This is a genomic window from Bradyrhizobium barranii subsp. barranii, from assembly GCF_017565645.3.
GTDB classification, from domain to species: domain Bacteria; phylum Pseudomonadota; class Alphaproteobacteria; order Rhizobiales; family Xanthobacteraceae; genus Bradyrhizobium; species Bradyrhizobium barranii.
In genome coordinates this window covers 10,276,894-10,290,368 of record NZ_CP086136.1, presented here as the reverse complement: position 1 = coordinate 10,290,368, position 13,475 = coordinate 10,276,894, and the positions used below count along the sequence as shown (strand labels likewise).

General features: G+C 63.6%; 12 protein-coding genes. 6 read left to right on the top strand and 6 right to left on the bottom strand.

Annotated features, from left to right (window positions below):
- Positions 1–10: 10 nt before the first annotated feature.
- From cyoD to cyoA, 4 genes are read right to left on the bottom strand one after another with little or no spacing between them, the layout of a single operon-like run.
- Positions 11–391, bottom strand: a complete 381-nt coding sequence (gene cyoD / locus J4G43_RS49965; protein WP_085399178.1) for a cytochrome o ubiquinol oxidase subunit IV — start codon at positions 389–391, stop codon at positions 11–13.
- On the bottom strand, positions 388–1,017 hold the full coding sequence (gene cyoC, locus J4G43_RS49960) for a cytochrome o ubiquinol oxidase subunit III (protein WP_208083464.1): 630 nt from the start codon (positions 1,015–1,017) through the stop codon (positions 388–390). The genes cyoD and cyoC overlap by 4 nt, the downstream gene beginning before the upstream one ends.
- Positions 1,018–3,015 carry a cytochrome o ubiquinol oxidase subunit I gene (gene cyoB / locus J4G43_RS49955; protein ID WP_071908451.1) on the bottom strand — a complete coding sequence of 666 codons (1,998 nt, stop codon included), beginning with the start codon at positions 3,013–3,015 and terminating at the stop codon, positions 1,018–1,020. It abuts the gene before it with no gap.
- An 11-nt stretch (positions 3,016–3,026) separates the two neighbouring features.
- Positions 3,027–4,187, bottom strand: coding sequence for a ubiquinol oxidase subunit II (cyoA, locus tag J4G43_RS49950; protein WP_208083463.1), 1,161 nt, complete (start codon positions 4,185–4,187; stop codon positions 3,027–3,029).
- A 182-nt stretch (positions 4,188–4,369) separates the two neighbouring features.
- On the opposite strand from cyoA, the gene J4G43_RS49945 reads away from it, so the two are divergent.
- Both J4G43_RS49945 and J4G43_RS49940 read left to right on the top strand, forming a co-directional pair.
- Positions 4,370–5,698, top strand: coding sequence for an MFS transporter (locus J4G43_RS49945; RefSeq protein ID WP_071908449.1), 1,329 nt, complete (start codon positions 4,370–4,372; stop codon positions 5,696–5,698).
- Between the two features lie 72 nt (positions 5,699–5,770).
- Positions 5,771–6,184 (top strand): c-type cytochrome, encoded by a 414-nt coding sequence (locus J4G43_RS49940; RefSeq protein WP_208083462.1) that lies wholly within the window; start codon positions 5,771–5,773, stop codon positions 6,182–6,184.
- A 153-nt stretch (positions 6,185–6,337) separates the two neighbouring features.
- On the opposite strand, the gene J4G43_RS49935 is transcribed toward J4G43_RS49940, so the two are convergent.
- Both J4G43_RS49935 and J4G43_RS49930 read right to left on the bottom strand, forming a co-directional pair.
- Complete coding sequence (locus J4G43_RS49935; RefSeq protein WP_208089206.1) at positions 6,338–7,828, bottom strand: M48 family metalloprotease; 1,491 nt, start codon at positions 7,826–7,828, stop codon at positions 6,338–6,340.
- A 35-nt stretch (positions 7,829–7,863) separates the two neighbouring features.
- Positions 7,864–8,604 carry a thermonuclease family protein gene (locus tag J4G43_RS49930; RefSeq protein ID WP_208089205.1) on the bottom strand — a complete coding sequence of 247 codons (741 nt, stop codon included), beginning with the start codon at positions 8,602–8,604 and terminating at the stop codon, positions 7,864–7,866.
- Between the two features lie 70 nt (positions 8,605–8,674).
- On the opposite strand from J4G43_RS49930, the gene J4G43_RS49925 reads away from it, so the two are divergent.
- The 4 genes from J4G43_RS49925 (at position 8,675) to J4G43_RS49910 (ending at position 13,275) form a co-directional block, all read left to right on the top strand.
- A protein-coding gene (locus J4G43_RS49925; protein WP_085967151.1) for an IS3-like element ISRj2 family transposase occupies positions 8,675–9,804 on the top strand; the annotation gives its coding sequence in 2 pieces (ribosomal slippage) (positions 8,675–8,927 and positions 8,927–9,804; 1,131 coding nt in all).
- Between the two features lie 611 nt (positions 9,805–10,415).
- A complete protein-coding gene (locus J4G43_RS49920; RefSeq protein WP_208083461.1) occupies positions 10,416–11,624 on the top strand; it encodes an ABC transporter substrate-binding protein in 1,209 nt (402 codons plus the stop codon).
- Positions 11,625–11,733: 109 nt separating this feature from the next.
- Entirely contained in the window at positions 11,734–12,522 is a 789-nt protein-coding gene (locus tag J4G43_RS49915) for an enoyl-CoA hydratase (protein WP_208083460.1), read from the top strand.
- 15 nt (positions 12,523–12,537) lie between these two features.
- Positions 12,538–13,275, top strand: coding sequence for a VOC family protein (locus tag J4G43_RS49910; protein WP_208083459.1), 738 nt, complete (start codon positions 12,538–12,540; stop codon positions 13,273–13,275).
- Positions 13,276–13,475 lie beyond the last annotated feature (200 nt).

Genomic DNA, 13,475 nt, shown 5'->3' with positions numbered 1-13,475 from the left:
GGAGTCGCGCTCACTTCATTCCCGTCATCTGGTGCATCGGCATCATGTTGCTGTTGAGGTGGTTCATCACCCACAGCGAACCGGACAGCGCGATCACCACCATGACGATGGTGAAGATCAGCGCCATCATGCTCCAGCCGTTCTCGGACTTGGTGTTCATATGCAGGAAGTAGATCATGTGCACGACGATCTGCACGACCGCGAAGGCCATGATGACCAGTGCGGTGATCTGCTTGCTCGGCAGCGCGCCGCTCATCACCAGCCAGAACGGGATCGCGGTCAGCACGACCGAGAGCACGAAGCCGAGCATGTAGGTCGAGAACGTGCCGTGGGCGTGGTCGTCGCCGTGGTGATGGCCGTCCGCGTGGGCGGCGTGGGTATCGGTGTTCATCGCAGAACTCCCAGGAGATAGACGAAGGTGAAGACGCCGATCCAGACCACGTCCAGGAAGTGCCAGAACATCGACAGGCACATCAGGCGGCGGCGGTTGGCTTCGATCAGGCCGAACTTCCAGACCTGCACCATCAGCGTCACCAGCCAGATCAGGCCGCAGGAGACGTGCAGGCCGTGGGTGCCGACCAGCGTGAAGAACGAGGACAGGAAGGCGCTGCGCTGCGGGGTCGCCCCTTCATGGATCATGTGGGCGAACTCGGAGAGCTCGATGCCGATGAAGGTGAGGCCGAACAGGCCGGTGATCGCCAGCCACATCTGGGTCTGGGCGATCTTGTTCTGCTGCATCGTCAGCATGGCAAAGCCATAGGTGATCGACGATAGCAGCAGCATCGAGGTGTTCACCGCGACCAGCGGCAGCTCGAACAGGTCCTTCGGGGCGGGGCCGGCGGCGTAGTTGCCGCCGAGCACGCCGAAGGCGGCGAACAGCATCGCAAAGATGAGGCAGTCGCTCATCAGGTAGATCCAGAAGCCGAGCGGGGTGCTGTAGCCTTCCGGATGCGGGTGTTCGTCGGCGAGATAGAAGACCGGCTCGCCGGTTTGGGTAGGATTGACAGCGACAGTCATTTACTTGGCTCCGGCGAGCAGTTTGGTGCGCGCGTCCTCGGTCCGGATGACGTCGTCGGCCGGGATGTCGAAGTCGCGGTGATAGTTGAAGGTGTGACCGATGCCGACGGCGAGCATCGCGATGAAGCTCACGGCGGCAAGCCACCAGATGTACCAGATCAGGCCGAATCCCATCGCGGTGGCGAGGCCGGCGAGGATGATGCCGGTGCCGGTGCTGCTGGGCATGTGGATCGGCTTGAACCCCAAGAGCGGACGCTGATAGCCGCGCTTCTTCATGTCCCACCACGCGTCATTGTCGTGAACGACGGGGGTGAAGGCGAAGTTGTAGTCCGGCGGGGGCGAGGAGGTCGCCCATTCCAGCGTGCGTGCATCCCAGGGATCGCCGGTGACGTCCTTGAGCTGCTCGCGCTTGAGGAAGCTGACTGCGAACTGCATCAGCATGCAGAGGATGCCGAGGAAGACCAGGCCGGCGCCGATCGCGGCGATGACGAACCAGATCTGCAAGGACGGATCGTCGAACACGCGCAGGCGGCGGGTCACGCCCATCAGGCCGAGCACATAGAGCGGCATGAAGGCCATGTAGAAGCCGGTGACCCAGAACCAGAACGACAGCTTGCCCCAGAACGGATCGAGCTTGAAGCCGAATGCCTTCGGGAACCAGTAGTTGATGCCGGCGAACGCGCCGAACACCACGCCGCCGATGATCACGTTGTGAAAGTGCGCGATCAGGAACAGGCTGTTGTGCAGGACGAAGTCGGCCGGCGGCACTGCGAGCAGCACGCCGGTCATGCCGCCGAGCACGAAGGTCAGCATGAAGGCGATCGTCCACAGCATCGGCAGCTCGAAGCGGATGCGGCCGCGATACATCGTGAACAACCAGTTGAACATCTTCGCGCCCGTCGGGATCGAGATGATCATCGTGGTGATGCCGAAGAACGAGTTGACGCTGGCGCCCGAGCCCATCGTGAAGAAGTGGTGCAGCCAGACCAGGTACGACAGGATGGTGATGACCACCGTGGCGTAGACCATCGAGGTGTAGCCGAACAGCCGCTTGCCGGAGAAGGTCGAGGTCACTTCCGAGAAGATGCCGAAGGCGGGGAGAACCAGAATGTAGACCTCGGGATGACCCCAGATCCAGATCAGGTTCACGTACATCATCGGGCTGCCGCCGAAATCGTTCGTGAAGAAGTTGGTGCCGACGTAGCGGTCAAGCGAGAGCAGCGCGAGCACGACGGTCAGGACGGGGAAGGAGGCGACGATCAGGATGTTGGTGCAGAGCGCGGTCCAGGTGAACACCGGCATCTTCATCATGGTCATGCCGGGACAGCGCAGCTTGACGATGGTGCAGATCAGGTTGATGCCGGATAAGGTCGTGCCGACGCCTGCGACCTGCAGCGCCCAGATGTAATAGTCGACGCCGACGTCAGGACTGTAGCCGATGTTCGACAGCGGCGGATAGGCCAGCCAGCCGGTGCGGGCGAATTCGCCGATGAACAGCGAAGCCATCACCAGCACCGCGCCGCCGACCGTCATCCAGAAGCTGAAATTGTTCAGGAACGGGAATGAAACGTCGCGTGCCCCGATCTGGAGCGGTACGACATAGTTCATCAGGCCCGTAACCAGCGGCATCGCCACGAAGAAGATCATGATCACGCCATGGGCAGTGAAGACCTGGTCATAGTGATGGGCGGGGAGGAAGCCTTCGGAGCCGCCGAACGCGAGTGCTTGTTGTGCGCGCATCATCAGCGCGTCTGCGAAGCCGCGCAGCAGCATCACGATGCCGAGGATCATGTACATGATGCCGATGCGCTTGTGGTCCACGGTGGTGAACCACTCGCGCCACAGATAGCCCCAGAGGCGGAAATAGGTGATGCCGGCGAACAGTGCGCCGCCGCCGAGCGCCACCATCACGAAGGTGCCGACCAGGATCGGCTCGTGCAGCGGCAGCGAATCGAGGCCGAGACGGCCGAAGATGAGCTTGAGAAGATCAGGAGACATGCGAGCTCTCTTTAGGAGTCTGACTTCGGACGTTGTCCGAGGAAGAAGGACGAGGACTTCAGCGGCGTGAAGATCGGCCGCTTCAGGCCGGCACCGAGCAGCGGCGCGGTGTCGGCGGGTGCCGTGATGGAGGCGGTGGTCCTGCCCTGCGGCGCATCGGGCGTGCAGGTGCCGGCGACGAAGGTCGGCTCCGGCCCGAGCGGGCTGCCGCGGCGGGCGTACTTGTCGTAGGCCAGCGGCAGGGTGTTGTTCAGGCCCTCATGGCCGTTGCCGCCCTTGGCGTCGATCGCCATCATCTCGCTCTGGCACATCTTGCCGGTCTCGACGCACATGTTGAGGATCAGGCGGTAGAGGTCGGAATCGACGGTGCCCCAGCGGCGCACCGGCTCGTTCTCGCTCGGCTTTTCGAGCTGGAGATATTCGGCGCGGCCGAGCGAGCCGCCGGCTGATTTGGCCTGCGCGATCCAGGCGTCAAAGCCCTTGTCGTCGAGGCCCTTGAAGTTGAAGTGCATGCCGGAGAAGCCGGCGCCGCTGTAGTTCGCCGAAAAACCCTTGTAGGTGCCGGCGTGGTTGATCACGGCGTGGAGCGACGTCTCCATGCCCGGCATTGCGTAGATCTGACCGGCGAGTGCGGGGATGTAGAACGAGTTCATCACCGAGGAGGCGGTGATGTGGAAGTTGATCGGGCGGTCGACCGGCGCGGCGAGCTCGTTGACGGTAGCGATGCCGTAATCGGGGTAGATGAAGAGCCACTTCCAGTCGAGCGCGACGACATCGACGACGAGCGGAGCCTTGGACTGGTCCACGGCGCGTTCCGCATGGATGCGGCCGATGTTGCGATAGGGGTCGAGCAGATGCGTGCCCATCCAGGTCAGCGCGCCTAGGCAGATGATGATCAGCAGCGGCGCCGACCAGATCACCAGCTCAAGCTTGGTCGAGTGGTCCCAATCCGGCTCGTAGCGGGCCGAGGTGTTGGACTGGCGGTAGCGCCAGGCGAACAGCACCGTCAACGCCATCACGGGGACGACGATCAGGAGCATCAGGACGGTGGAGATGATGACGAGGTCGCGCTGTTGCGCTGCGATATCGCCGGCAGGCGCCAGCACGACGTAGTTGCAGCCGCTGAGCGCAGCTGCCAGGGGTAGCAGCGCCAGGATCTTGAGACGGGACACGGGCCGAGCCTTATGAGAATGAGTTTCCTTTGCGGGCCCAAGGGGTAGCTGCGGCGCAGCAATCCGGACATTGGACAATTTGTCCAATGTTGCAGTGCGGAATGTTGGGTCAGACAGGGGCAGATTGCCTGGCGCCCCGCCGGGCGGTCGGCTTTGGTTTTCAGGACGTTAAGGGCGCACGAATGGCGACGGCACAGACCCCCGCAATGGCAGACCTCCACTCGGGCGAGCATGGCCACGACCAGGCCAGTCCCGGCGAAATCGCCATCGGCGTCATCATCGGCCGCACCTCGGAATTCTTCGACTTCTTCGTCTACGCGATCGCCTCGGTGATCGTATTCCCGCGCCTGGTGTTCCCGTTCACCAGCGAGCTGACCGGCACCCTCTATTCCTTCATGATCTTCGCGCTAGCATTCGTGGCCCGGCCGATCGGAACCGTCATTTTCATGACGGTCGATCGCGAGTACGGCAAAACCGCCAAGCTGGTCTCGGCGCTGTTTCTGCTCGGCACCGCCACAGTCGCGCTCGCGTTTCTGCCCGGCTATCACGACATCGGCAGCGCCGCGATCTGGCTGCTGGCGCTGGCGCGTATCGCGCAGGGTCTGGCCTGGGGCGGCGCCTGGGACGGTATGGCTTCGCTGCTGGCCCTGAACGCGCCGCCCTCCAAGCGCGGCTGGTATGCGATGGTTCCGCAATTAGGCGCCCCGCTCGGCCTGATCGTGGCGAGCGCGCTGTTCGCCTATTTCGCCGGTAACCTCTCGGCCGACGACTTCTTCGACTGGGGCTGGCGCTATCCGTTCTTCGTCGCCTTCGCCATCAACGTCGTGGCGCTGTTCGCGCGCCTGCGCATGGTGACGACGGAAGAATATGCCTCGTTGTTCGAGACCCGCGAATTGCAGCCCGCGCGCATCTCCGAGACCGTCGCGCGCGAAGGCCAGAACATCATGCTCGGTGCATTCGCGCCGCTCGCAAGCTTCGCGCTGTTCCACATGGTCACGGTGTTTCCGCTGTCCTGGGTGTTCCTGTTCACCCGCGAAAGCCCGGTGCGCTTCCTGATCATCGAGATCGTCGCCGCCGTGTTCGGCGTCGCGGCGATCGTGGCCTCCGGCATCATCGCCGACCGCGTCGGCCGCAAATCGCTGCTGATGGGATCGGCAATCGCGATCGCCATCTACAGCGGTTTTGCTCCGCAGCTGCTCGATGCCGGCGCGTTCGGTGAGACCATCTACATGGTGATCGGTTTCATCCTGCTGGGTCTCTCCTTCGGCCAGTCCTCGGGCGCGATCGCCTCGAACTTCCGGCAGGCGTACCGCTACACGGCGTCCGCGCTGACCTCGGATATGGCCTGGCTGTTCGGTGCCGGCTTCGCGCCGCTGGTGGCGCTTCTGCTCGCCACCAATCTCGGCGTCATCGCGTCGGGTGCGTATCTGCTGTCAGGCGCGTTCTGGACGCTGCTCGCACTCTGGCTCAGCGGCCAGCGCGAGGCGGGCGACATGGACGCGGGCGCTTAAACCGCGTCCAGCGGACGGGAATAAAATTCAGGCCGGACGATCCTGTTTGCGGCGACGCAAGCAGGAGATCTCATGAACGTCCGGTCCAATCCCGTCCACCAGCAAAGTTTTGCAAGCCTAGTCCTCACCGTAAGCCTGGTCCTCACCATCGTCGCGATCGCTTTCTCGACCGGGCTTGCCCACGCCACCGGCAACGCCGCGCGCGGCCAAACGCTCTACAAGGGCTGCGCAGATTGTCACTCCATCAATGAGAACGCTGTCGGCCCGATGCACAAGGGCGTGGTCGGTCGCAAGGCGGGCAGCGTGCCCGACTATGACTATTCGGCCGATCTGAAGAACTCAGGGATCGTCTGGACCGAGGACAATCTCGACAAATGGCTGGCCGGACCGCAGGCCATGGTGCCGGAAACCAAGATGTTTTTCGACGTCCCGGACGCGCGGGATCGTGCTGATATCATCGCGTTTCTGAAGGAAAAGGCGCGGTAGGTCGGCAGAGCAGGTCTCGTAGGGTGGGCAAAGCGAAGCGTGCCCACCATCTGTCGCTATCATTACGGATCGTGGGCACGGCGCTACGCGCCTTTGCCCACCCTACGGCACTGTCTTTGTGGCCCGAGATCCCGCGTTCGCGCTAAGCGCGCGTCAATCCGCCACGACCTTCACGCGATCCCGCACCTTCACCTGCGCGGTGCGATCGAGCCCGTTGAGCACGCGGAAGCGTTCGGCGGGATGATCGACGCCGGCCATGCGGTGGGAGAGCGATTCCACGGTGTCGCCGGGCTGCACGGTGATGACCTTGATGCGCAGGGGGCGCGCGGCCTGGATTTCGTCGAGCGTCAGGCGGCGGAATGAATTGACGGTCTCGCGCGCGTTGCGCTCGCTCTCGGTCGATTTCTGCCGAGCCGCGAAGATGAAGCGATAGACGTCGCTGCCGAAGCGCAACGCATAGACCTTGAACTGCCACTGATCGCCCTTGGCGGTGGCGGACGCAGCCGGAAAGCCGTTGATGGTGATGTCTTCGGTGGAGGCCTTCTCGACGCCCTCCATCCAGCCGGAATTCAGGTAATCGCCCAGCGACTGCTCGGCAGGCACCCTCACGACATCGAAGCGCATCGCCTGCGAGCCGCCGTCGCGCACGCCGATCACCGCCTGCGCGGTGTTGTCGAGCGTGAAATTGTCCGGCGCCTGGAAGGTGAAGCCGAGTTTCGGGTGCAGGAAACGCCGGCCGCGCACAAAACCTTCGCTGGGATCTTCGCCATAGACGAGGTTGTCGATCGCGGCGAGGTAGGTCTCGCGGTCACGCTCGGCGCCCTCGGGCGCCGCATATTGCCGTGCGATGGTCTGCGCATTCTGCACGCGCTCGGGGGTGGCCGGATGCGACGAGGTGAAATCCTGCGCGCGCGGATCGAGCGAGGTCTTGCCGACCTTGAGCTCGGCATTGCGCTCCATCGCCGACAGGAAGCGGGCGGCGCCATAGGGGTCGAAATGTGCCTTGGCGGAAAGGCCGACGCCGATGCCGTCGGCCTCGAACTCCTGGTTGCGCGAAAAGCTCGCCATGGTGAGCTTGGTCTTGGCCAGTGCAAGCGCGGTGAGATCGGGATCGTTGCTCATGTCGGTGACGACGCGGGTCACGATCGCAGCCTGGCGCGCCTGGTCCTCGCGCATCGCGGCGTGCTTGGACAGCACATGCGCCATCTCGTGGCTGAGCACGGAGGACAATTCCGAGGTGTCGCTGGCGAGCGCGAGCAGGCCGCGGGTGACATAGAGCTGGCCGTTCGGCAGCGCGAACGCGTTCACCGCGCCGGAATTGAGAATGGTGACCTTGTAGCCCTGGTCGGGGCGGTCGGACGCCGCGACGAGTCGGTCGACGGTCTTGCTGACGAGCGATTCGAGCCTGGGGTCGTCATAGGTGCCGCCATAGCTCGCCAGGATGCGCTCGTGCTCCTTTTCGGTGGCGGGGGTCTGCGCGACGGCCGGTTTCGGCTTGGGCATCGCCACGGTCGGCGGGGCTGCTGCGGTCTGGAACCGGTTCATGTCGCCGCAACCGGCAAGGGCTGAGCCCAGCACGAGGCACAGCGCTGCCGGCGCAGCCCGCAGGCGGCGGCGTTCACTCGATACGTGCCGTTCTAGCACCCCATCCACGTCGCTTAATCCGTGCCTGGCCCCTTTTAGGGCCTTACCCCTGTCGGCTCGTTTGCGCCCAGCAACTCGACCTGTCCCGCAAGGCGCACATCGATGCGCGGCCCTGTATTCCCCTCGACCCAGCCCCGGACGCGAATGCGTCGATTTTCCAGGGACTTAAGAGTAATCCCGGCGTTTTCGAACGCGGGTTGCGTGCGCTTTGAAATAGTCACGGCAAAGCCGCGTGTCCAGTTTCGTCCGAAGTTGAGGTAGGTCATTGCCCCAGCTTGCCGGACCGACAGGACTTTGCCCTCGACCACCATAAAGCGCCCGATCCCCGCCAAAATATCGTCCGGACTTTCCGCGTTTTTTATGGCCGACGGGTCAGCCCAGTTGCCCTTTTTTTGGCGCCGTGCCTCGGTCTCCGCCGCCATCAGGGCCGCCGCGCAGTCCTTGTCCGCGATCTCGGCGGAGACGAGGGCGGCGCCCTGGGCGAGCAGCACAGCCTGGATGGGGGCCTCGCTTTCGCCGACGAAGATGAGTGCGCCCTGACGGCCGTAGCGGTCGGGCGTGTCGCCGGTGCCGCGCAGCGTGACGTCGCGTCCGGTGAGCAGCGACGTCAGCGCCTGCTTCGTCGTTGCGGTTGGCTCGATCCCGGCGAGGCGCACCTCGCGGCCGTCGTCGAGACGCACGCCACGCGCATCGACGATTGCGGCGACGCGGCCGTCGCCTTGGGACTCGAACTGGCACGGTGCGGCGAACGCGGTGTGAGAGCTGGCCCCGCAAATTCGGACAGTAGCTTGAGTGGATTTTCTGCCTGACAGCGGCGAGGATTCTTGCTGCGAATCAGGAGCGAAGATGACGAAGAAGAGCCGCCGGACGCATTCTCCGGCATTCAAGGCGAAGGTTGCTTTGGCTGCGGTCAAAGGCGACAAGACACTGGCGGAGCTGGCGCAACTGTTTGATGTTCATCCGAACCAGATCACGATCTGGAAAAACCAGCTCCTGGAAGGCGCCGCCGGCGTGTTTGGGCATGACAAGACATCGGCCGAGACGCCGGTCGATTTGAAGGCGTTACATGCCAAGATCGGCGAGCTGGCGTTGGAAAACGATTTTTTGTCCGGCGCGCTCACCAAGGCGGGCCTGCTGAGCGCAAAGCGATGATCGACCGCGATCATGATCTTTCTATCGTGCGCCAGGCGAAGGTCCTGAAGCTGGCTCGCAGCACGGTCTACTATGAACCTCGGCCAGTTTCGGCCGAGGACCTTGCCTTGATGCGTCGGCTCGATGAGCTGCATCTCGATTATCCCTTCGCGGGAGCGCGTATGCTGCGATCGTTGCTGCGGCGGGAGGGCGTATACGCCGGTCGCCGCCACATCGCGACGCTGATGAAGCGCATGCGGATCGAGGCGGTCTATCGTCGCCCGAACACGAGCAAGCCGGCTCCGGGTCACAAGATCTACCCGTACCTGTTGCGCGGATTGAAGATCGAGCGGCCCGACCATGCGTGGGCAATGGACATCACCTACATTCCGATGCGGCGTGGCTTCGTCTATCTCGCGGCGGTCGTCGATGTGTTCAGCCGACGGGTCCTGGCCCATCGCGTCTCGATCACAATGGAGGCGGCCTTCTGCGTCGAAGCGGTCCAGGAGGCGTTGGCGAAGCACGGCAGGCCCGAGATTTTCAACACGGATCAGGGCAGCCAGTTCACCAGCCTCGAGTTCACCGATGTGCTGCTGGACGCGAAGATCGCCATCAGCATGGACGGCAAGGGCGCCTGGCGCGACAACGTGTTTGTCGAGCGGCTCTGGCGCACGGTCAAATACGAAGAAGTTTATCTCCGCGCCTACGACAGCGTGTCCGAGGCGCGAGCGTCAATTGCCAAGTATCTGGCCTTCTACAATCAGGGACGCCCTCACTCGAGCCTTGACGGGCGCACGCCCGACGAGGCTTACTTCGGCACGCAAGCTATGGTGATGGCCGCATGACCGTCGCCGACGGTTTTGTCGTCGCTCTGGTCGGGCTACGCCCTCCCGACGCAACGACAAAACCGTAAAGCCCCGCGTTCAGCATAACCCGGCAGGAATCCACTTAAATCCAGCGGGGCGCTGTCCAAACAACCGGGGCCAGCTCTGTGACCGGCGACGAGAGGAAGTGCGACGATGAGATGAAGCAGTCGCGTCACGGTGCCCGGAAAGGTTGCGTTGTGCTCTAGTTCTAACGCAAACGTGGCGAACCGCGAAGGCTATCGTAGGGTGGGCAAAGCGAAGCGCGCCCACGTCTTTGATTTGTCGCGCGGGCTCGTGGGCACGGCGCGAAGAGCGCGCCTTTGCCCACCCTACGGCAGTTCGCGTGACGCGTCGCCATTGCCTCACACTCGATCAGCGAATTAATGAACTTGCACAGCAATGACGGTGGAAACATTTCGCCGCAACATGCCATTCCGCTTTGCGGAAAACATGTGCGGCAATCATGCGCCCGCAACGCCCTCGCGCTTGCTGCGCACTTGCGCATGCGGCATGATTGCGGCAACAGCAATAACCAAGAGCAATAACCAAGCCGCCATCAGAGTACGGCGCGATAAGGGAGGTCTTTTTCGATGAAGAATATTTTGTCGGGCATTTTTGCCGCAGCGTTTGCCCTGAGTGCGAGCGCCGCCGCGCAGGCCCAGGACAAGCCGCCGCTGAAGATCGGAGGCATCCTCGACATGTCGAGCCTCTATGCCGACATCACCGGCCCCGGCAGCGAGACCGCGGCCAAGATGGCCGTCGAAGATTTTGGCGGCGAGGTGCTGGGACGCAAGATCCAGGTGCTAGCGGCCGACCATCTCAACAAGGCTGACCTGTCCGCCAACATCGCCCGCGACATGCTCGACAACCAGGGCGTCGAGATGATCTACGACGTCGCGGCCTCGGCCACTGCGCTCGCCGCCGGCGAGATCGCGAAAGCGCGCAACAAGATCATCATGTTCAACGGCCCAGGCTCGATCCGTCTCACCAACGAGGCCTGCGGTCCCTACACCATTCACTACGTGTTCGACACTTATGGCCAGGCCAACGTGACCGGTCTTGCCGCCGTGAAGTCCGGCCTCGACAGCTGGTTCTTCCTCACCGCCGATTACGCCTTCGGCCAGGACCTGGAGAAGGACACCAGCGCCGTCGTCACCAAGACCGGCGGCAAGGTGCTCGGCGCCGTGCGCCATCCGCTCAACACGTCGGATTTCTCGTCGTTCCTGCTCCAGGCTCAAGCGTCCAAGGCCAAGGTGATTGGCCTTGCCAACGCCGGCGGCGATACCGTCAACGCCATCAAGCAGGCGGCCGAGTTCGGCATCACCAAGGGCGGCCAGAAGGTCTCGCCGCTGCTCGCCTTCGTCTCCGACATCGATTCGATCGGGCTGGAGACCGCGCAGGGCCTGCTGCTCGCCGAAGCCTTCTACTGGGACCTCAACGACGATACGCGCGCGTTCTCGAAGCGATTCATGGAGCGCACCAAGCGCGTACCGACCTCGGCGCAGGCCGGCGTCTATTCGTCCGTCACGCATTACCTGAAGGCCGTGAAGGCGGCGGGCACGACCGACTCGGCCGCGGTCATCAAGGTGATGAAGGAGACACCGATCAACGACTTCTTCGCCAAGAACGGCAAGATCCGCGAGGACGGCCGCATGATCCACGACATGTACCTGTTCGAGGTCAAGAAGCCGTCTGAGTCCAAGGGCCGCTGGGACGACTACAAGCTGCTCGCCACCGTGCCCGGCAACGAGGCGTTCCAGTCGCTCGAGCAGTCGCGCTGCCCGCTGGTGAAGAAATAGAGATCGTCATTGCGAGCGAAGCGAAGCAATCCAGAGATGTTTCCGCAGAGACGGTCTGGATTGCTTCGTCGCTGAGGCCCGAGCAAAACAACAACAAGGGAGACGTCCCATGAACGACATGGTCCTGCAAAAGCTCGAAGGCGGGCTGCTCACCATCACGATGAATCGCCCGGAGCGGAAGAACGCGCTCAACCCCGACATGGTCGCGGGGCTGGTCGAGGCCGCGCGGCGCGCGGCCGACGATCCCGAGGTGCGCGCGGTGCTGTTCAAAGGCGCGGGCGGCTCGTTCTGCGTCGGCGGCGACGTCAAGTCGATGGCGGCTGGCCGTGCGCCGCTGCCGTTCGAGGTGAAAATGGCGAACCTGCGCCGCGGCATGGAGGTCTCGCGCATCCTGCACCAGATGCCGAAGCCCGTGGTGGCGCAGCTCGACGGCGCGGCAGCCGGCGCCGGCCTTTCGATGGCACTGTCCTGCGACCTGCGCATCGCGAGCGAATCCTGCAAGATCACGACCGCCTTCGCCAAGGTCGGCTTCTCCGGCGACTACGGTGGCACCTATTTCCTGACGCAGCTGCTCGGCAGCGCGCGGGCGCGCGAGCTCTATCTTATGTCGCCGGTGCTCACGGCGAAGGAGGCGCATGCGATCGGGATGGTGACGAAGGTGGTGCCCGATGCCGAGATCGACACGGCCGCGCACGAGCTCGCGCTGTCGCTGGCGCAGGGCCCATCGATCGCGCTCGGCTTCATCAAGCGCAACATCAACAACGCCGAGCATCTGGCGCTGGAAGATTGCTTCGACGGCGAAGCGATCCATCACACCCGTTGCAGCGACACCGAGGACCACAAGGAAGCCGCGAAGGCCTTTGTCGAGAAGCGCAAGCCGACCTTCAAGGGCGCATGACGATAGGCGCCCTATATGCGGCTCCGGCAGATCTGCCTCGTCGCGCCGCAGCTCGCGCCTGTGGTCTCCGACATCGCCGGGATCATGGGCCTCGACGTCTGCTACCGCGATGGCAATGTCGCCAAATACGGCCTGGAGAACGCGCTGCTCCCGGTCGACACGATCCTGCTGGAGGTGGTCGCGCCGTTCAAGGGCGGCACCACCGCCGGCCGCTTCATCGAGAAGACCGGCGGCCGCGGCGGCTATATGGCGATCTTCTGCTGTGACGATCCGGACGAACGCGGCCGCAACGCCAATGCGATGGGCGTGCGCACCGCCAACGTGATCGACCACGCGCCCTATCACGGCGTGCAGCTCCACCCCCGCGACTGCCGCGCCGCCTTCATCGAATTCAACCATACCAAAGGCAGCGACGATATTCTGGGGGCGTATCCGCCGGCAGGGCCGGACTGGCAAAAGTTCATCCGCAAGGATGTGACGCAGGCGCTGACGGGCGTGGAGATGCAGAGCCCGGATCCTCAGGCGCTCGCTGAACATTGGGGGAAGATCATCGGGATCGTACCGAGTGGCGGCGCCGAATTGAAACTGCCCAATGCCACCTTCCGCTTCGTGAAGGGCGCCAGCGAGATCATGAGCGCGCTGGAGTTTCAGGTGGCGGATGTCGCGAGCGTGCTGCATGCCGCGAAGGCGAAGGGGCTCGCGGTTGCGGGGAACGAGTTTCTGCTCGGCGGGGTGACGTTCCGCGTCAGTTGATTTCAGTGATCCGTCACCCTGAGGTGCTCGCCTCTTTGGCGAGCCTCGAAGGGCGACGGCTACCGGCGGGGCCGTTCATCCTTCGAGGCTCTCCGCACGGTGCTGCGCACCGCGCAGCTCGCACCTCAGGATGACGGGTCTGAGAGTGCGGCCGCTCAAGGAAGAATAGGGAGACGTCACCACAAAGGGAGAGGGGGAGA